This window comes from Micromonospora sp. ANENR4, from assembly GCF_015354395.1.
Lineage (GTDB): Bacteria > Actinomycetota > Actinomycetes > Mycobacteriales > Micromonosporaceae > Micromonospora > Micromonospora aurantiaca.
In genome coordinates this window covers 91,903-111,184 of sequence record NZ_JADKYQ010000019.1, presented here as the reverse complement: position 1 = coordinate 111,184, position 19,282 = coordinate 91,903, and the positions used below count along the sequence as shown (strand labels likewise).

Below are 19,282 nucleotides of genomic sequence, written 5' to 3'. Positions count from 1 at the left end.
CGGTGAGGACCGCCGAGCCGGCCGCGCTGCGCAGCTCCGGCGGCGGACCCGACCGGGCCACGTTCCTGGAACTCTTCTTCGACCTCGTGTACGTGTTCGCGCTGACCCGGATCTCGGCGCGCGCCTTCGAGGACCTGGTGCTGGAGGGCGGGCAGACCGGCTGGACGGCGGTGACCGGCGGCGGCAAGACACTGCTGTTGCTGCTCGCGCTCTGGGCCGTCTGGCAGGGCACGGCGTGGACCACCAGCCGCTACGACCCGCACCACCTGTGGTTGCAGGTCATCGTGATCACCGCGTTGATCTCGGCGATGGTGATGGGGGTGGCGATCCCGCGCGCGTTCAGCCACAGCGGCCTGATGTTCGCCGCCGCGTACGTGGTGGCCCAGGTGAGCCGGCCGGCGATCCTCGTGCTGGTGCTGCACAGGCAGCAGTACCGCCGGCTCAAGCTGCGCATGCTGATCACGTTCTGCGCCACGGGTGTGCTCTGGCTGGCCGGCGCGCTGCTGCCGGGCAGCGCCCGGGTGGTGCTCTGGACCACGGCACTGCTGCTGGAGTACCTCGCCGCCCGGTTCGGCTGGCCGATGCCCGGTCTGGGCCGCTCGACCGTCTCCCGGTGGGACATCCACGGCGAGCACCTGGCCGAGCGCTACCAGCAGATCTTCCTGGTCGCGCTCGGTGAGACGATCCTGCTCGCCGGCCTGGCCTTCACCCGCTCCCCCACCAGCCCGGGCATGGTCGCCGCGTTCGCCGTCGCGCTCGCGACCTCGGTACTGCTGTGGCGGATCTACGTGCAGCGGGCCGGGCAGATCCTGGGCGAGGCGGTGACCCGGGCCGCCCATCCGGCCACCGTCGGCCGGTCCGCCGCCGACACCCACCTGGTCATGGTGATCGGGGTGGTCGCCACCGCGATCGGCTACGAGCTGGTCATCGAGCACCCGGCCGGGCACAACGAACTGCCCTGGCTGGCCATGATCCTCGGCGGGCCGGCCGTGTTCCTGGCCGGCCGGGCCCGCTTCGAGTACGAGGTGTTCGGCCGCGTCTCCCCGTCCCGGCTGGTGGGGATCGCCGCGCTGCTGCTGCCCGCGCCGCTGCTGGTGCGCCTCGCGCCGCTCGTCGCGGCGATCCTCGCCGCGCTGGTCCTCACGGCGGTGGCGGTGGCCGACGCGCGCCGCGCCTGGGGCCGCCCGCCGGAGGAGGCGGCGACGCCGTTCTGAGCGGCGACGCCGGTGCGGCACACCGCTACCGGGCTACGATCCGCGCGTGACCTTCTCGCTCGTCGCCCGCTCCGCCGACGGGCACCTGTACGGCGTGGCGGTGGCCAGCCGCTTCCTCGCCGCCGGGGCGCTCGTGCCGGCCGCCGAGGCACTGGTGGGCGCGGTCGCCACCCAGGCGCACGCCAACCTCGCCTACCGGGCACAGGCGCTCGCGTTGCTGCGTACCGGCGTCAGCGCCACCGACGCGGTGGCCGGGCTGGTCGCCGCCGACCCCGGCCGCGACGACCGGCAGCTCGCCGTGGTGGGGGCGACCGGCGACGGGGCCACCTGGACCGGACCGCGCTGCCACCCCTGGGCGGGCGGGCAGGCCGGCGACGGCTGGGCCGCGCAGGGCAACATCCTGACCGGCCCGCAGGTGATCGACGCGCTGCGCGACGCCTGGCTGGCCCGCGACGACCTGCCGTTCCCGCAGCGCATGCTGGCGGCGCTCACCGCCGGTGACGCGGCCGGCGGTGACCGGCGCGGCAGGCAGAGCGCCGCGATACTCGTGGTGCAGCGCCACGGCGGCTACGCCGGCACCGGCGACGAACTGGTGGACCTGCGCGTGGACGACCACGACGACCCGGTCGCCGAGCTGCGCCGCCTGCTCGGCATCCACCACATGCTGTTCGGCCGCCCCGACCCGGCCACGCTTCGGGATCTCACCGGTCCGCTCGCGGCAGAGGTGGCGGAGCTGCTCGCCGCCACCGGTCACCCGGTCGGCCCGGCCGGCCTGGACGACGCGCTGGCGGCCTGGACCGGCCTGGAGAACCTGGAGGAACGCTTCGTGCCCGGCCGGATCGACCCGATCGTGCTGGAGCACCTGCGGCGGTGTGCCGGGCGCTGAGCGGAGATCAGCCGCCGAACGCGAGCCGGCCGATGCCGGCACGGGCCAGCTCGGCCTGCTCGTCGCCGGTCAGCGGCAGCCGCCCGGTGGCCTTGCGCAGCACGGTGAGCGCGTCCCAGCGCAGGCCCGGCGGCACCGGCGCGCCGCCGGTGAGCACGCCGGCCACCACGGCCGCCGCGGGCGGGGTCAGCCACGGCGGCCGGTCCAGCGCGTCGGCCAGGTCCAGGCCGTGCACCGCGACCTCCACCACGCGGGTACGCAGGAACTCCGGCAGCGCCATCGCGTCACCGTGCCGGGTGCGCACCACCCGGCCGGGCGGCGCGGCGGCGACCGCCTCGTCGGTGGCGCGCCAGGCCCGGCCGAACTCCCCCGCCACCTCGGCCGCGCCCGGGTGCTCCCGGGCAGCCCGGCGTGCCGAGTCGACGCGGTCCCGGTCGACCGGCGGGCTGAACTTGGCCGCGCCGAAGTAGGCGGCGGCGTCGACCTCGGCCCGGGGCGGCGCGGGTTCGGCGAGCATCAGGGCCAGGCGCCCGGCTCCGGTGCTCACGTGCGCGATCAGGTCGCGTACCTGCCAGGGCGGGCACGGGGTGGGCCGGTCCAGCGCCGCGTCGTCCAGGTCGCGCAGCACCCGTTCCAGGCGTTCGCACTCGGCCCGGAACGCCGCCCGTACGGTCTGCACCTGCGGTCAGCCCTTCCAGCGGGGCACCAGCCGGTGCACCACGACCAGCACCAGCGCGGCCACCACGGCGATCGTGCCGGCGATGCCGGCCGCGCTGCCCGCGTACCCGATGAACAGCGGACGGCGGCCGAGCGCCTCGACGGGGACTGTGGAACGGTCGACGAGCCAGGACAGCGCCACCGCGGAGGCCAGCAGGGCCACCACGCCGGCGCCGCCGAGCACGGCGCCGGCAACCCGGTGCGCGTCGCCCGGCTCCACCACCGCCTGCTCGCGCTGGAAGAACAGCAGCACCAGCCCGGCGACCGCGGCCCACGCGCCGACCACCAGGTACGCGGCGACCGCGTCGCTGGGCCGGTGCCAGCCGGCGGAGAGCGTGGCGACGCCCGCGGCGGCGGCGTACCCGGCGCCGAGGAACGCCCCGGCGACCCGCAGCTTGCGCGGCAGCACCAGGATCAGCGCGACCGCGACCGAGGCGGCCACCGTGGTGTGCCCGCTGGGCAGGCTGTTGCCGGCGGCGGCCCGTTCCGGGTCGATGCCGAAGTCGGGCCGGGCCAGGTAGTGCTTGAGCAGCTGCGTGGTCACGTTGGCCCCGGCGATCAGCAGCGTCGCGGTGACGGCGAGCGCCTTGCGTCCCCGGATCAGCGCGATGAAGCCGATCACGGCGGTCGCGGCCAGCAGCGACACCACCGACATGGCGTTGAGGAGTGTGTTCACCGGATCGTCGATGCGGTCCTGGCCGATCCGGTTGCCGGTGAGCGCCACCGTGTCCAGCCACTGGCCCAGTTCGGTGTGCACGGCGAAGCGCCACACCAGCCCGAACGCGGCTGTCTGGATCAGGGCCAGTACGACCAACCAGACCGCCGTCCAACCCCTCGCCGTCTCCCGCACCCGGACAACTTAACGGTAGGCACGCTCCGGCGCGCGGCGGAGCGCCAGCGGCGGCGGCGTACGGTGAGGCGGGCGATTTCGAGGAGGTGGCGCGTGACCGGCACGCCACAGCGGCAACCGGACGAGGGGCCGCGGCCGGAGTCGCTGGCCGACCTGCTCGGCGGCCGGCGCGGGGCGGTGGACGCGACCCTTCCCCCACTGGCGTTCGGGCTCGGCTGGGTGCTCGGCGGTCTCGGTGGCGGCGTGCTCGCGGCGGTACTGACCGGCACGGCGGTGGCCGGCTGGCGGTGGCGGCGCGGCGACCGTCCCCGTTCGGTGCTGGTCGGTCTGCTCGCGGTCTGCGTGGCGGCGCTCATCGCGTTGCGCACCGGCCGGGCCGCCGACTTCTTCCTGCTCCAGATCGCCGCCAACGCGGCGAGCGCGCTGGCCTGGGCGGTGAGCATCGTGGTGCGCTGGCCGCTGCTGGGTGTGGTGGTCGGCACGGCGCTGGGCCAGCGGACCCGGTGGCGGCGCGACCCGGCGCTGCTGCGGGCGTACGGCCGGGCCAGCTGGGTGTGGGCGGCCACCTATGTGCTGCGGGTCGCGGTGTTCGTGCCGCTGTGGTTGTACGGGCACGTGGTCGCGCTCACCGTGGCGCGGGCGGCGCTGACCTGGCCGCTGATCGCGGCGGCGCTGGCGGGCAGTTGGGTGGTGATCCGGCGCTCGCTGCCGGCCGGGCATCCGGGGCTGCGGCACCCGGTGGACCCGGCGGGCACCGACGGTGTGGCGACACGCACAGAATAATGGAGAGGCCGCCACGGGGGGAGCGGCCTCTCCGTCAAATACGTTACTCCGTCCACGGCCCGGATGTGATCCCGTGGACCGCTGATTTTTCCGTGCCTTTTCGCGCCAGGGGTCGTCGCCGGGCGGAGTGGTGGGCCGGCCGGTCCGCTGCGTCGGCCGGACGGCCGGCCCACCCGGCCTGACCGTGGGCGTCAGGCCGTTCGCCGACCCGGCCGCTCCGTTCCCCCATCGGCCGGGTCGGCCTCCTCCGCGGGCGGGTTCGCACCCGCCCGCGGAGGAGGGGTCACCTCACCCTTGCGGGAAGTAGGTGCCGTAGTCGGCGTACGCCATGGCGATGTCCGCCTGCGCCCAGAACCGGTGGTAGTTGAAGACCGGCTCGGGACCGCCGTCCAGGTACGCCTGCACCTTCGGCCAGTCCGGGTCGTTCTTGTAGAACGAGCGGATGTCCAGGAAGCTCTTGCCCGGGGCGATCGCGTCGCCGTTGGGCATCTTCCCGGTCCAGCCGTTGGGGACGTAGAGACCCTGGCCGTCGGCGGCGTTGTAGACGTCGTCGAAGCGCTTGTAGTCGCCGCGCTTCTCCGGCGTCGAGACGCCCTTGCTGTCGGCGGACGCCGAGAGCGCGTCCAGCAGGCCCTTGGCGGTGTTCTTCGCCGCGGTGTTGCCGGACTTGGCCGCGTACGCGATGAGCGTGCGGGCGTAGGCGCCGGCGACGCCGACGTCCTGACCCTTGACCGTCACCTCGACGTGCAGGTTGGTGTTCGGCTGCGGGCTGCTCGGGTTCCAGTTGGCCGGCTGGCCGGTCCACTTCATGTCCGACGGGATCGACCAGTTGGTGCCGACCGTGGTGTTGGCGATGGCCCACGGCACCCACTTGTCCAGCAGCGCCTTCGCCTTCGCGTTGCCGGTCTCCAGGTACAGCTCGGCGATGCGCTGCATCGACCAGGCCTGCATGCCGAACCACTGGTTCGACGGCGGGTCGTTGTAGACCGGGTCGACGTCGTAGTACATGCCGTAGAAGGTGGCGGTGCCGGTCGGCGGCTGGGCGTAGCTGCCGTCCCAGCTGTTGGTGGCGCCACCGGCGATGCCGCCCTCGGCGGACTGGAGCCAGGTGTAGAACTCCAGCTGCCGGTCGAGGCTCTTCTGCCAGTCGGAGACCGCGGTCGGCGACTTCGGCTTCAGCTCCGCGACGTTGGTCATGGCCCAGGCCGCGAACGGGTTCTGGTAGCCGAAGTGGCTGTGGCTGGAGCCGATCCGCCACGACCAGTTCTGCGAGGCGTCGTACGCGCCGCCCCAGGCGTAGTACCAGGACAGCAGGTAGTGCGCCGAGTCACGGCCGCTGGCGGCCGGGCAGGTGCTCGCGCCGACGCAGTTGCCGATCTTCTTGAAGTACTTGTCGAACAGCGCGTAGCGCAGGTAGTCGCCCATCTTGGCGGCCTTGGCCACGGTGGCCGCCACGTCGGCCTGCTTGCCCTGCGCCTTGGCCCAGGTCAGCGCCCAGTAGGCGGCCTGGACGGCACGCGCGTCGGCGTCCGGGGCGTTCGTGTACTTCCACTGCTTGGCCGGGGCGCTGGACTCCTTGACGAACAGGTCCAGGTAGCCGTTCGGGCCGCCGTGCTTGAACGTGTCGCAGGACGGCTGCGGCACGGTCTCCCACACCGACTCCTGGGTGCCCCGCTGGAAGGTGTTGATGTACGCGGGCCGGGTGGTGCCGTCGCCGCAGCGGCCGAAGCCGTAGGTGTTGTCCACGTCGAGCAGCCAGTGCATGCCGTAGATGTCACCGGTGCCGTAGGTGGACTGCAGCTCCGAGCGCAGCGGGTCCTGGCCGACCGGGACGTTGGCGTCCAGCGCCGACGGGTACTGGCTGGGCAGGTTGTGCTCGGCGGCGTACTGCGGGGTGCCGGGCGAGCCGGCGGTGGCCTGGTCTGAATGATTCGGAATGATATATTTTTCCATCACTGTCCAGGCGTTGTTGAACGGGGCCCAGTTCTGGGTGACCCGGCCGTACTGCGCCTCCAGCCAGAGCCAGAAGCTGAACGCCTCCGAGGTGGTCTCGTGGCCGTGGTCGGGCGCCTCGACGATCAGCGTCTCGATCGAGTGGTACGGCACGCCCTCGGGGCTGAAGTAACCCGAGTTCTTGATCTTGCCGTACTGGTCGAGGAACTTCTTGATGTAGTCGTTGTCGCCGCCGGGGGTGTCGTTGTCCGCCTCGGTGGCGACGACGGAGATCGGGGCGTAGCCGGTGGCCGACGCGGTGATCGTCGCGGTGCCGCCGACCGTGTCGGAGTCCTCCGCGGCGGAGACGGTGGCGGTGACGCCGGTGCTCCAGTTGCTCGACGTGAGCGTCAGCGTGGACGGCGAGACCGTGATGTCGCTGTCACCGGTGACGGCGAGGGTCACCGGCACGTTGGCCGTGGGCGCCGCGCTGAGCGTGTACCGGACCGTGGCGCTGTCGCCCTCGGCCACGGTGACCGCCGACGGGTTGGCGACCAGCTTCGGCCCGCTCGCCGCGGTGACGGTGAACGACTTCTCCGAGACGGCGCTGCCGCCCGCGTTGTCGTACGCCTTGGCCTGCACGGTGTAGCTGCCCGCCGGCAGGTCGAGCAGGTCGTAGCCGTACGGCGCGGTGGTGTCGGTGTTGACGAGCAGGCCGTTGCGGTAGAACTCGACCTTGCTGATGGTGCCGTCGCTGTCGCTCGCGGTCGCGGTCAGCGGGACGTCGGCCGGCGCCTCGAACGGGCCGGACGGCACGCTCAGGGAGACCGTCGGCGGCTGGTTGGTCTGCGCGCCGTTGCAGGCGACCCCGTTGAGGGTGAACGCGGTGGGCTTCGGGTTGCTGCCGCTGTAGCTGCCGTTGAAGCCGATGCTGGTGGACGCGCCGGTGGGCAGGCTGCCGTTCCACGACTCGTTCGTCGCGGTGACCTCGCTGCCGGACTGGCTCCACTTGGCCGACCAGCCCTGGGTCACGCGCTGGCTGCTGTTCGGGAACGCGAACTTCAGCGACCAGTTGTTCAGCGCGTCGCCCAGGTTCTTGATGGTGACGGTGGCGGTGAACCCGTTGTTCCAGTCGCTCGTCGCATAGGTCACGTCGCAGGCGGGCGCGGCCTGGGCGGCGCCCGCGGGCAGGGCCACCCCGCCTATGACGAGGGCGGTGGCGGCGACCATCGCCGTACGGCGACGTCTGGCCAGAAGTCTCATGTGGGCGGTGTCTCCTCGGACCGGGCCGGGACCGTGGGCCCCGGCGGGGCGCCTCCACGCGTCGACGGGGCGTACGCGGGGGGACGGAGGCGTCCGGAAAGGTGGTCGTCCCGGCCGTGCCGGGGATCGGGGCGCCGCACCGGTTGTTCACCGGGTGCCCTCGGCGGCCCGCGCTCGCGTTCACTGGCTCCGCGTGGCGTGACGAGAGTGTGACATGGAAGCGCTCCCACCACAACGGCCAGCGCAGATACGCGCTTCCATGTTTCGATCTCGTTTAGGGGCTTTTCCAAACCCGTGACGGGCGTTACAGTCGCAGCATCGCCGATGGGAGCGCTTCCATCGACGGTGATACAAGTACTGGATCGCCGGGTACACCCGTGCCCGGCGCGTCGGCCCAGAGGCCGACGGCGGACCAGCCCGGACGCCGCCGCCGGCCGTCACCCGCCAGACGGAGGGAGGTGGAACCAGAGCCACTCGCGTGGCCCGGCTCCCGCGCGACGCGCACGACGGACGCCAATTCCACTTCGTGCGTGTGTGCACCATCGGTGGGGACGGGGGTTGCCCTCCCCCGTCCCCACACTAAACCCCCGTTGTCGACGGCAAAAGAGGCCGACGGGACAGGCGTGACACGCCACCCGGACGGCCTTTCTCGCTATCCACCCCACCCCTCGCCGCTCACGCCGCCGCGAGCGACGTTCCCGAGCGACGCCCCCGCCCACCCACTTTCCGGCCGCCCGCCGGCCGCGCCGCACCTCGCCGCGACCGCCGGATCGGGGCCGGCCGCTCCCTGGCTAAGATGGGAGCGCTCCCGGCCCAGGGCGGCCCGTCACTCCGAGGAGAAACCTCATGTCGTTACTCACCCGACGGCGCCTGCTCCGCCGCGCCGCCCTGTCCGCGACCGCGGCCGGCGCGGCCCGGACCGGGCTCGCCGGCGCCACCGCGGCCGGGATCGCCGCGTCGACAGTCGCGCTCGGCGGCTGCGACAGCCCGCCCGAGCGCACCACCGACCCGGAGCCGGACCGCGGGCTGCGCTTCCCCGACGGCTTCGCCTGGGGCGCGGCGACCTCGGCGTACCAGATCGAGGGGGCCGCCAAGGAGGACGGGCGGGGTGAGTCCGTCTGGGACACCTTCAGCCACACGCCGGGCCGGATCCGCAACGGCGACACCGGCGACGTCGCGGCCGACCACTACCACCGGTACGCGCAGGATCTGGACCTGATGCGCGACCTGGGACTGCGCAGCTACCGGTTCTCCATCTCCTGGCCCCGCATCCAGGCCGACGGCTCCGGCCGCCCCAACCAGCGCGGCCTCGACTTCTACCGCCGGCTGGTGGACGGGCTGCGCGAGCGCGACATCGCGCCGATGGCCACGCTGTTCCACTGGGATCTCCCCCAGGCGCTGCAGGACACCGGCGGCTGGGAGAACCGGGACACCGCCGAGCGCTTCGCCGAGTACGCCGACGTGGTGTTCCGCGCCCTCGGCGACCGGGTGCCGGTCTGGCTGACCGTCAACGAGCCGAAGACGGTGGTGCAGAACGGATACATCTGGGGCCACCACGCGCCGGGCATCCGCGACGAGGACGCGGCGTACCTGGTCGCCCACCACCTCCAGCTCGCCCACGGCCTCGCCGTGCAGGCGCTGCGTGCCTCCGGTCCCACCGGCCGGATCGGCCCGGCGCTCAACCTGCACCCCTGCTACCCGGCCGACGACTCCGCCGAGTCGGCCGCCGCGACCCGGCTCCACGACGGCTACGAGAACCGCCTCTACCTCGACTCGATCTTCAAGGGGGCGTACCCGCAGGACGTCCTGGACGACCTCGGCCCGGACAGCCGGATGGTCCGCGGCGTCCGCGACGGCGACCTGAAGATCATCTCCAGCCCGGTCGACCTGCTCGCCGTGCAGTACTACACGCCGCTCTACGTCACCGGCACCCGCGACACGGTCCGCAAGTGGCCCACCTCCGAGGCGGAGTGGCAGCAGATCTACCCGGAGGGCATGTACGACATCCTGACCCGGGTCACCCGCGACTACGGCCGGGTGCCGATCACCATCACCGAGAACGGCCTTCCCTGCCCCGACGTGCCCGGCCCGGACGGCACCGTCGACGACGCCGGGCGGGTCGCCTTCCTGCGCGACCACTTCGCCGCCGCCCACCGGGCCGTCGGCGACGGGGTGCCGCTGGAGAGCTACCACGTCTGGTCGCTGCTGGACAACTTCGAGTGGGCCGAGGGGTACGAGCAGCGCTGGGGCCTGGTCTACGTGGACTACGCGAGCCAGCGGCGGGTGCTCAAGCGCAGCGCCCACTGGTACCGCGACGTGATCCGCCGCAACGGCCTGTGAACGGCGCGCGTCCGGCCGGCGGTGTGCCGGCCGGACGCACGCGCCGGCTGCGGATCAGCGCGGCAGCGCCTGCTGGAGTTCGGCGCGCAGCGCCGGGGTGAGCATCTCGCCCGCCTGCTTGGCCAGCCGCGCCATCTCGTAGCCGACCACGCCGATGTCCGCGTCCGCCCCGGCCAGCGTGGCCAGGATCGAGCCGTCCCGGATCTGCATCACCAGGAAGTAGCCGCGCCCCATCTCGACCACCGTCTGCTTGACGACGTCACCGTCGAACATCTGGGCCGCACCGGCGGTGATGCTCATCAGGCCGGAGGTCACCGCGGCGAGCTTGTCCGCGTGGTCGCGCGGCAGGTGCGCCGAGATCGCCACCAGGAGCCCGTCGGAGGACACCACCACCGCGTGCGCCACCCCGGGAACGCGCTCCGCGAACGCGTTCACCAGCCAGCTCAGGTCGCGTGCCTCCTGGCTCAACGTCGTCACTGTCGTCGTCCTCCTTCATCGCGCGGCAGGTACATCTCGGTGGTCTCCTCGGCCTCGGCCCGCCGTACCCCGCTGTAGAGGCGCGACAGCATGCCGCCGACCGCCTCCGGGTCCGGCTCGTGCCGCACCACCTGACGGTCGGCCGGGGCGGCCGAGGTGAGCTGGGCCATCGGCACGCGTACCGGCAGGCCCCGCTCGTTCGTCCCTCCGGTCACCGGCGTCGCCGCCGGCGCCGGCGTCACACCCAGCGTGGACGAGGCCGGGCCCTGCCGGCTGAACCACCCGCCGCCCGCCGCGCCGGCGTCCGGGGTCAGCACGTCCTCGGCCCGTCCCGGGCGGGGACGCGGCGCGGGCACCGGCGCGGCGGCCGCCGGCGGGGTGGCGGCCGCGGCGTCCGTGCCGTCGCCGAGCGGCCGGCCGGTCAGCGGGGACACCGGCAGCGCGGCGGGCCGGCCCGGCGCCGGACGCCAGCCGGCCACCGGCAGTTCGGCGGTGGCCGCGGCGAGCGCGCCGGACGCGGCGACCGGACCGGTGAGCATCTGCGGCTCCGGCCCGCGTCCGAGCCGGCCCGGCGCCGGGTGGCCCGCCTCCGGCGCGGGCGCCTCGGCCAGCAGCTCGACCGGGATCCGCACCCGCGCCACCAGGCCCTCCCGGCCGGCGCTCAACCGCACCCGGACGCCGTGCCGGGCGCTGAGGTGGCTCACCACGAACAGGCCCATCCGCTCCGAGGCCGACACGTCGGCGGCCGGTGGCTCGGCGAGGACCGCGTTCGCCTCGGCCAGCGCCGACGGGCTCATGCCCAGCCCTTCGTCGACGATCTGCACGAGCGCGCCCCGGCCGTCCGGCTCGACCACCACCCGCACCGCGGTGTCCGGGCGGGAGAAGGCGGTGGCGTTCTCCAGCAGCTCCGCGAACAGGTGCACCAGGTCGCCCACCGCGTGCCCGACGACGTGCAGGTCGGTCCGGTTCTCGTGGCGCACCCGCTGGTACTGCTCGATCTCCGCGCTCGCGGCCAGCAGCACCGCGCCCAGGCCCACCGGACGGTTCCACCGCCGGGTCGACTCGGTGCCGGCGAGCACCAGCAGGCTCTCGTCGTTACGGCGCATGCGGGCGGCGAGGTGGTCGAGCTTGAACAGGTTCTCCAGCTGGTCCGGGTCGCTCTCCTCGCGTTCGAGGTCGTCGAGCAGCTCCAGCTGCCGCTCGACGAGGACCTGGCTGCGCCGGGCCAGGTTGACGAACATGGCGTTGACGTTGCGCCGCATCATCGCCTGTTCGACGGCGACGTCGACGGCGCTGCGGTGCACCGCCACGAACGCCTCCGCCAGCTCGCCGATCTCGTCCTGCGAGTCGATCACCGCAGGCGGTACGTCGATCGTGCCGATCGGCCGGTCCACAGTGCGCAGCCGTTGCAGTGTCAGCGGCAGGTCCACCTGCGCGATCCGCAGCGCCTGGCCGCGCAGCTGCCGCATGCCGCGCGCCACCGACCGGCCGACCAGCAGCGAGATCAGCACCGCGGACAGGAGCACCGTGGCGATCGCGCCGGCCACCAGCAGCGTGTCGCGCAGCTGGCGGGCGCTGGCGTCGTCGGCCTGGCGTACCGCGTCGGCGACGATGTCGCTCTCCAACTGGCGGAACAGTTCCTGCCGCTGCTCGCTGGCCGCCCACCACTGGGGCGCGTCGAGCAGGGCCGGCTTCGCGTCGCCGCCGCCGGGCAGCGTGCGCTCCTCCATCCGGGTGGCCGCGACGAACGCCGGGTCGACCGAGGTGCGGTCGTAGCGGCGGATCTGGTCGGCGGTCGCCGCGACCCGGAACGCGCCCAGCGCGGTGAGCTGCTGGGCCCGCAGGTCGCTGAGCGTCACCGGGTCGTCGGCCTCGTACCGGCCGGACCGGGCGGCCGCGTAGAGCTCCGCGCGGATGCGCGAGGAGAGCTCCTTGACCCGGGAGATCTGCACGTACCGCAGCACCGCCTCGGTCAGCTCCTGCCGGCCGCTGCCGGGCGTCGGCTCGGCCAGCAGGTTCAGCAGCGCCGCGACGGACCTGTGGTAGTTGCTCAGCACGGTGTCGCTGGACAGCACGGCCGGCGCCACCGCCGCGCGGATGTTCACCACCTGGTCGTACGCCTCCAGCGCCTCGGAGTAGGAGACCCGCCAGGCGGCGTCGGCGTCGGCCAGCGGCGCGGCCGCGTCCCGCAGCTCGGCCACCGCGCGGTCGGTGGCCTCCTGCAGCGGTTTGAGCGCGGCCACAGCGGCGTCCCGGTCGGCGCCGGTGCCGGCCCGGCGCAACGCGGCCAGTTCACCGGCGGTTCGGTCCCGCTCGTGCTGGAGCCGGTCCACCGCGGCGGAGATCTGCCGGCCGATCCCGACCTGTTCGGCGAAGGCGCTCAGCGTGGTGGTCTGCCCGACCAGGCCCCGGGTCTGGATGCCGGCCAGGACCAGGAACGCCAGCGAGGGGATCACCAGCACCGTGGCGAGCTTGGTGCCCATCCGCCAGTCCCGCAGCCGGAACCCGGAACGCCGCCGGTGCGGCTGAGGGGCCGCGCCGCGAACCGGGTCGGGACCTGCGCCCACGGTTGCCTCCTCGTCCCGCCCCACCACGTCGGGGAGCGGAGTCCATCCAATCAGGCCGTCGGTCGGTGTCAACGGCCGCCCGGACGGCATGACCAGGACGGTCAGCGCCTCGGATGGACGGTCACGCGTGCGAGGCGGCCTCGTCCGTCCGGCCGATCCCGGCGATCTCGTCCGCCTCCGCGACCCGGCCCAGGGCGATGAGCGCGGCGCCGGTCGCGCCGATCTCCGGGTTGCGTTGCCAGCACACCCGGCGGGGCGCGAGCACGTCGAGGAACGCACCGCGCCACCACGGCGAGGCGGTCAGCGCCCCGCCGCCGAGGACCACCTCCATCGGCTCGCCGATACCGGCCTCCAGCAGCGTCAGGTCGTCGGCGACCAGCCGGCACAGGCCGCTCATCAGCCCGGCCAGGATGTCGACAGCTGTGGTGCCGAAGCTCAGGCCGTGCAGCTCCCCCGAGCCCGCCGGGGCGGTGCCCGGTGGCCGGTCGCCGCCGAAGCGGGGATTGGCGCGCACCGAGGCGGCGGACCGGTCGAGCGCCATCTCGAGCTCCCGGCCCTCCGGCAGCCGCAGCTCGCGCGCCGCCCAGGCGAACAGGTTGCCGCCGCTGGAGTACGCCGCGCCGGTGACCACGTGGTGGTGGTCGACCCGGTACCGCCAGAGCTGCTCCGGCAGCGGCGGCGGCGCCGCGTCCGCCGGCACCGCCTGGATCATGCGGACCGCCGCCGAGGTGCCGACCGTCACCGCCGCGCGGGTCGGGTCGACGCAGCCCGAGCCGACGTTCGCGGCCGCGCCGTCGCCGACCGGCGGCGCCCACCGCGCGCCGGCCAGCTGCGGCCAGCGCCGCGCGTACGCCGCGTTCAGCCGGCCGTGCCAGCCGTCCGGGGCCAGCCGCAGCATCTGATCCGGACGTACGCCGGCCAGCTCGCACGCCTCCGGATCCCAGTCCAGGCGCCGCAGGTCGAGCAGCCCGGTGCCGGAGGCCAGCGAGATGGACATCGGCGCCTCGTCGAGCAGCGTGCCGAGCGCGTACTCGGTGAGCCCGGTGAAGCGGGCGGCCCCGTCGGCGCGCTCGCGCAGCCAGGGCAGCCGCACCGACCAGTAGCAGCGGTGCCACCACGTGCCGGTACGCCGGTGGAAGTCGTCCGGGTCGGCCGGCCCGGTCGCACCGGGAAGCGGCTCCGGCCGGGTGTCCAGCCAGGTCAGCACCGGCCCCGACGGTGTGCCGTCGGCGGCCAGCGGCAGCACCGAGTGCCACTGCGCGGAGGTCGCCACCAGGTCGACGTCCCGCAGGTGCCCACCGGCGGCCAGCTCGTCCACGCACTCGATCAGGCACGCCAGGTAGGCCGCGCCGTCGAGCGTCCCGCTGCCGTCGTCGCCGGTGACCAGGGGCACCCGCCGCCGGGCCAGCGCGCCCGGGCGCGGCACCGCGTCCGCGTCGAGCACCAGGCCACGCACCGAGGAGGTGCCCAGGTCCAGAGCGAGAATGTCCATCGCCGGTCAACCTACCCGGCGGGACCGGCGGCCACGCCAAGATCCGTACCCGGTGCGGCGCGATCGGGTTCCCCGGCTGCCGCCGATCGCGTACAGTGACCGTCATGCCCGCGCACCTGTCCTGCTGGTGGCCCGCCGACCCGGCGGCCCATCCCCGCGCGTAGCTTCCCGACGCGGCCGCCCGACGAGGCGGCCGCCGGTCTCTCCCCGGCATCCCGGGTCGCCTTCACCGGCGGCCACCGGCCCACCGAGGAGAACCGATGACCCGCCCGTCCGACCCGCTCGCCGCCGTCGCCGCCGGCCGCGACCCCGGCCCGTTCGCCCTCGTCCGCCGCGAGGGCACCGACCACGTCGACCTGTTCACCGGCCCGGTACGCACCGCCGGCCTGCTCGCCGACCTGCCGCTGCCCGAGCACGGCGCCGGTCCGCACACACTGGCCCTGGTGCCGTTCCGGCAGGTCACCGAACGCGGATTCGAGTGCGTCGACGACGGATTGCCGCTGGAGTTCCTGACGGTGCAGGAGCACCGGCGGATACCGCTGGCCGACCTGCTCGACGACCTGCCCGACGCCGAGGTACGCACCCGCGACGCGGGCTTCGACATCGCCGACGACGAGTACGCGGCGATCGTGGAACGGGTGCTTGCCGACGAGATCGGCCGCGGCGAGGGGGCGAACTTCGTCATCCACCGCACCATGTGCGCCACGGTGCAGGGCGACCCGCTGGCGGCGGCCCTGGCCGCGCTGCGCCGGCTGCTGCTGCGGGAGCGGGGCGCGTACTGGACGTTCCTGGTGCACACCGGCACCCGGATCCTGGTCGGCGCCAGCCCCGAGCGGCACGTCAGCGTCGCCGACGGGCTGGTCGAGATGAACCCGATCAGCGGCACGTTCCGGCACCGGGGCGGGACCGTCGACCGGACTGAGCTGCTGCGCTTCCTGCACGAGGAGAAGGAGGTGGAGGAGCTGTACATGGTGCTGGACGAGGAGCTGAAGATGATGGCCGTGGTCGCCGAGCACGGCGGTCAGGTGGTCGGGCCGTACCTGAAGGAGATGGCGCACCTGGCGCACACCGAGTACCTGCTGGCCGGGCGCTGCTCCCGGGACGTGCGCGACGTGCTGCGGGAGACGATGTTCGCGCCCACCGTCACCGGCAGCCCGATGGAGAACGCCTGCCGGGTGATCGCCCGGCACGAGCGCATCGGGCGGCGCTACTACGCCGGGGTGCTCGCGCTGCTCGGTCGCGACGACCAGGGCCGGCAGACGCTCGACGCGCCGATCCTGATCCGTACCGCCGAGATCTCGCCCGAGGGCGCGCTGCGCGTGCCGGTCGGCGCCACGCTGGTCCGGCACTCCACCACCGCCGGGGAGGTCGCCGAGACGCACGCCAAGGCCGCCGGGGTGCTGGCCGCGCTCGGCCTTGGCCCGGACGCGCCGCGTTCGGCCACCGAACCGGCCGTCCGGTACGCCGACGACCCCGAGGTACGCGCCGCGCTGGCCGCCCGCAACGCCCCGCTGGCCCGGTTCTGGCTGGAGCAGCGGGAACCGGGGGCGCTCGCGCTGCGCGGGCTGGCCGGGCGCCGGGCGCTGATCGTCGACGGCGAGGACACGTTCACCGGCATGCTCGCCCACCAGCTCGGCGCGCTGGGCCTGGCGGTCAGCCGGCGGGACTGGCCGGACCCGGGCCCGCTGGACGGCTACGACCTGGTGGTGGTCGGCCCCGGCCCGGGTGACCCGCGGGACGCGACCGCGCCGAAGATGGTGGCGCTGCGGGCGCTGCTGACCGAGCTGCTCGCGTCCGGCCGGCCGACGCTCGCGGTGTGCCTGGGCCACCAGTTGCTCGCCGGGCTGCTGGGCCTGCCGCTGCACCGCCGCGACGCGCCGTACCAGGGGTTGCCACGGGACGTGCCGGTGTTCGGGACGACGCGGCGGGTCGGGTTCTACGCCAGCTTCACCGCCCGCGCCGACGCCGACCGGGTCCCCGGCCCGTACGGCCCGGTCGAGGTGTCCCGCGACCCGGCCGACGGCGCGGTGCACGCGCTGCGCGGCGCCGGCTTCGCCGGGGTGCAGTTCCACCCGGAGTCGGTGCTGAGCCAGGACGGCACGCGGGTCCTGGCGGATCTGCTCGGGCATCTGCTCGACCGGCCGGCGCTGAGCGCGCATGGAGCGGCCGATCGCGGGTAGGGCACTGGCGACCGGTGGTCCGGACGGGTTCGAGAGCCCCCGCCCGGCCACCGGTCGCCAGTCGGTTCAGCCGGCCATGCCCCGCTTCAGCGCGGCGCCCATGAGCACGGCCCGCTTGGCGGTCAGCGCGGTGGCGGCCAGTGCCACGTGGTCCGGGGCGACCTCGCCGTTGTTGCTGGTGTGCGAGGCGCCGTACGGGTTGCCGGCGACGAACTGGCTCGGGTCGGTGTAGCCGGGGGTCACCACGATGCCGCCCCAGTGGTAGAAGACCGTGTACAGCGACAGCAGCGTCGCCTCCTGGCCGCCGTGCGACGTGGCGGTCGAGGTGAACCCGCTGTAGACCTTGTCGGCGAGCGCGCCGGCCGCCCAGAGCGGGCCGGTGGTGTCGATGAACTGCTTGAGCTGGGCGGCGATCATGCCGTACCGGGTCGGCGAACCCATGATGATCACGTCGGCCCAGGACAGGTCGTCCGGCTGCGCCTCCATCACGTCCTGGGTCTCCAGCCGGTGCGCCTGCCAGCCGGAGTTGGAGCGGATCGCCTCGTCGGGCGCCAGCTCACGTACCTTGCGCAGACGCACCTCGGCGCCGGCCTCCCCCGCCGCCTCGACCGCCGCCTGCGCCATCTGGTAGGTGATGCCGGTCGCGCTGTAATAGATCACCGCGACCTTGACCTGGCCATCCATCAGACGTTCCCTCCTCGTTTCGGGTCAGCTCCGGCGACTACCCGTTACTTGTCCCGTCAAACTCCGGGCATGGCATGCTCTCCGGGTGGAGATCCGCACCGCCACGCCCGCCGACTGGCCGCTGATCTGGCCGTTCCTCCGCGAGATCGTCGCGGCCGGCGAGACGTACACCTGGCCCCGCGACGTCACGGAGGAGCAGGCCCGCGGGCTCTGGATGCCGCCGGCGCCGGCGCGGACGGTGGTCGCGGTGGCGCCGGACGGCGCGGTGCTCGGCTCGGCCAAGCTGGCGCCGAACCAGGGCGGTCCCGGCGACCACGTCGCGAACGCCTCGTTCATGGTCGCCCCGGCCGCCGCCGGGCGCGGCGTCGGCCGGGCGCTGGCGGCGTACGTGCTCGACGCGGCCCGGGCCGACGGCTACCGGGCCATGCAGTTCAACGCCGTGGTGGCGACGAACACCCGGGCCGTCGAGCTGTGGCGGTCGCTGGGCTTCGAGGTGATCGGCCGGGTGCCGGAGGGCTTCCGGCACCCCACCCGGGGGTACGTCGACCTGCTGGTCATGCACCGGCGCCTGGCCTGAGCGTGGCTCAAGATTTGCGCAAGTTCCGCCGGCAATCGCTGTCCCGGTCCAGCTCACACGGGATGCTGATCGGACCGGCGCCGGCCGCAGCGGCCGCCCCCGCGCCGGGAACCTGAACGGGGGATCGCGCTGATGTCGGCAGCGCCGCCGGCGCAGCGCGATCAGGGGCCGCGCTGTCGTACCCCGGGCCTACGCTGACGCCCGTGACCGTACGCCTCAACCGCGCCGAGGCGCTCGCGCTGCGCATGACCGGCCTGCTGTTGCGCCCGCACCCCACCGCCCGCCCGCGGGGTGTCGCCGACGTGGTCGAGTGGTTCGGCGCCATGCAGGCGCAGGACGCGGCGTGCGGGTTGTGGTCGCTCGGCGTACGCCTTCCCGGCGCCGTCCAGGACGACGTCCGCGCGGCGCTGGAGCGGCGCGAGGCCCTGCGCACCTGGCCGATGCGCGGCACCGTGCACCTGGTCCCGGCACCCGACGCGCGGTGGATGCTGGACCTGACCGGGGTGCGGACGCTGGCCGGCATCGCCGGGCGGTGGCGGCAGCTCGGGCTGACCGTCGCCGACGGCGAACGGGCCGGCGAGGTGCTGGGTGCGGCGCTGGCCGGCGGTGGCCGGCTCTCCCGCGCCGGGTGCGTGGCGGCGCTGCGCGCCGCCGGGCTGGCCACCGACGGTCAGCGCGGCTACCACCTGCTCTGGTACGCCAGCCAGCGCGGCGTCACCTGCATCGCGCCGCACGTCGGCACCGAGCAGACGTTCGTGCTGCTCGACGAGTGGGCGCCCGAGCCGCGCCGCCCGGAGCGCGACGAGGCGCTGGCGTTGCTGGCGCACCGCTACGTGCGCGGCCACGGCCCGGTGTCCCGGCACGAGCTGGCGCGGTGGACCGGCCTGACCGTCACCGACGCGACCCGGGCCATCACGCTGGCCGGTGACCTGCTCGCCCCGGTCGAGGTCGACGGCGAGCCCGCGGTGGTCGACGCCGCGCTGCTCGACGCGCCCCGCGCGCCGGTCGACGACGTGCACACGCTGCCCGGCTTCGACGAATACCTGCTCGGCTTCAAGGACCGCTCGCTGATGCTCGACCCGGCGCACGCCGCCGCTGTGGTCCCCGGCAACAACGGGGTGTTCCGGTCGACTGTGGTGCGGGGCGGGCGCGTGGCCGGCACCTGGACGCGGACGGTCGGCGCGAAGGCGGTCACGGTGACGGTCCAGCAGCTCGTGCCCTTCGACGCCGCGCTGCGCGAGCAGGTGGGGGCCGCCCTGACCGGCTATGCCAGCTTCCTCGGGCTGGAGTTGCGCCACTCCTGGTGACAGCGTGGGCACC

At 74.2% G+C, this 19,282-nt stretch carries 14 protein-coding genes; 7 read left to right on the top strand and 7 right to left on the bottom strand.

All coding sequences use genetic code 11. From position 1 onward, the window contains the following. Positions 1-2 precede the first annotated feature (2 nt). Both IRY44_RS27640 and IRY44_RS27635 read left to right on the top strand, forming a co-directional pair. Positions 3-1,214 (top strand): low temperature requirement protein A, encoded by a 1,212-nt coding sequence (locus IRY44_RS27640; protein WP_120569061.1) that lies wholly within the window; start codon positions 3-5, stop codon positions 1,212-1,214. A 46-nt stretch (positions 1,215-1,260) separates the two neighbouring features. Then, positions 1,261-2,100 carry a DUF1028 domain-containing protein gene (locus IRY44_RS27635; RefSeq protein ID WP_121686561.1) on the top strand — a complete coding sequence of 280 codons (840 nt, stop codon included), beginning with the start codon at positions 1,261-1,263 and terminating at the stop codon, positions 2,098-2,100. A 7-nt stretch (positions 2,101-2,107) separates the two neighbouring features. Here the strand turns inward: IRY44_RS27635 and IRY44_RS27630 are convergent, their stop codons facing one another. Both IRY44_RS27630 and IRY44_RS27625 read right to left on the bottom strand, forming a co-directional pair. Next, positions 2,108-2,779: a maleylpyruvate isomerase N-terminal domain-containing protein gene (locus IRY44_RS27630; protein WP_194803111.1), complete on the bottom strand. Its 672-nt coding sequence runs from the start codon at positions 2,777-2,779 to the stop codon at positions 2,108-2,110. 6 nt (positions 2,780-2,785) lie between these two features. Further along, entirely contained in the window at positions 2,786-3,667 is an 882-nt protein-coding gene (locus IRY44_RS27625) for a phosphatase PAP2 family protein (RefSeq protein ID WP_194803110.1), read from the bottom strand. A gap of 93 nt (positions 3,668-3,760) precedes the next feature. Between IRY44_RS27625 and IRY44_RS27620 the strand changes: the two genes are divergently transcribed. Continuing rightward, entirely contained in the window at positions 3,761-4,450 is a 690-nt protein-coding gene (locus tag IRY44_RS27620) for a DUF3159 domain-containing protein (protein ID WP_194803109.1), read from the top strand. A gap of 288 nt (positions 4,451-4,738) precedes the next feature. On the opposite strand, the gene IRY44_RS27615 is transcribed toward IRY44_RS27620, so the two are convergent. After that, positions 4,739-7,636: a glycoside hydrolase family 48 protein gene (locus IRY44_RS27615; RefSeq protein ID WP_194803124.1), complete on the bottom strand. Its 2,898-nt coding sequence runs from the start codon at positions 7,634-7,636 to the stop codon at positions 4,739-4,741. Between the two features lie 855 nt (positions 7,637-8,491). On the opposite strand from IRY44_RS27615, the gene IRY44_RS27610 reads away from it, so the two are divergent. Then, positions 8,492-9,985: a GH1 family beta-glucosidase gene (locus IRY44_RS27610; RefSeq protein ID WP_194803108.1), complete on the top strand. Its 1,494-nt coding sequence runs from the start codon at positions 8,492-8,494 to the stop codon at positions 9,983-9,985. Between the two features lie 54 nt (positions 9,986-10,039). On the opposite strand, the gene IRY44_RS27605 is transcribed toward IRY44_RS27610, so the two are convergent. The 3 genes from IRY44_RS27605 to IRY44_RS27595 form a co-directional block, all read right to left on the bottom strand. Beyond that, complete coding sequence (locus tag IRY44_RS27605; protein ID WP_196806755.1) at positions 10,040-10,453, bottom strand: roadblock/LC7 domain-containing protein; 414 nt, start codon at positions 10,451-10,453, stop codon at positions 10,040-10,042. 5 nt (positions 10,454-10,458) lie between these two features. Continuing rightward, positions 10,459-13,029 (bottom strand): nitrate- and nitrite sensing domain-containing protein, encoded by a 2,571-nt coding sequence (locus IRY44_RS27600; protein WP_269697278.1) that lies wholly within the window; start codon positions 13,027-13,029, stop codon positions 10,459-10,461. A gap of 121 nt (positions 13,030-13,150) precedes the next feature. After that, positions 13,151-14,521, bottom strand: a complete 1,371-nt coding sequence (locus IRY44_RS27595) for an FGGY family carbohydrate kinase (protein WP_194803106.1) — start codon at positions 14,519-14,521, stop codon at positions 13,151-13,153. Between the two features lie 260 nt (positions 14,522-14,781). On the opposite strand from IRY44_RS27595, the gene IRY44_RS27590 reads away from it, so the two are divergent. Then, positions 14,782-16,701, top strand: a complete 1,920-nt coding sequence (locus tag IRY44_RS27590; RefSeq protein WP_194803105.1) for a chorismate-binding protein — start codon at positions 14,782-14,784, stop codon at positions 16,699-16,701. A gap of 66 nt (positions 16,702-16,767) precedes the next feature. Here the strand turns inward: IRY44_RS27590 and wrbA are convergent, their stop codons facing one another. Continuing rightward, a complete protein-coding gene (wrbA, locus tag IRY44_RS27585; RefSeq protein ID WP_120569050.1) occupies positions 16,768-17,385 on the bottom strand; it encodes an NAD(P)H:quinone oxidoreductase in 618 nt (205 codons plus the stop codon). Positions 17,386-17,470: 85 nt separating this feature from the next. Here wrbA and IRY44_RS27580 point away from each other — a divergent pair, with 85 nt between their 5' ends. Beyond that, positions 17,471-17,962 (top strand): GNAT family N-acetyltransferase, encoded by a 492-nt coding sequence (locus tag IRY44_RS27580; protein WP_194803104.1) that lies wholly within the window; start codon positions 17,471-17,473, stop codon positions 17,960-17,962. A gap of 203 nt (positions 17,963-18,165) precedes the next feature. Beyond that, positions 18,166-19,269 (top strand): winged helix DNA-binding domain-containing protein, encoded by a 1,104-nt coding sequence (locus tag IRY44_RS27575; RefSeq protein ID WP_194803103.1) that lies wholly within the window; start codon positions 18,166-18,168, stop codon positions 19,267-19,269. The last annotated feature ends 13 nt before the right edge of the window (positions 19,270-19,282 follow it).

Bases quoted from the DNA above. Each gene is read 5' to 3' on its own strand.
- IRY44_RS27610 (WP_194803108.1), top strand. From the start codon at position 8,492: ATGTCGTTACTCACCCGACGGCGCCTGCTCCGCCGCGCCGCCCTGTCC.
- IRY44_RS27595 (WP_194803106.1), bottom strand. From the start codon at position 14,521: ATGGACATTCTCGCTCTGGACCTGGGCACCTCCTCGGTGCGTGGCCTG.
- IRY44_RS27590 (WP_194803105.1), top strand. From the start codon at position 14,782: ATGACCCGCCCGTCCGACCCGCTCGCCGCCGTCGCCGCCGGCCGCGAC.
- wrbA (WP_120569050.1), bottom strand. From the start codon at position 17,385: ATGGATGGCCAGGTCAAGGTCGCGGTGATCTATTACAGCGCGACCGGC.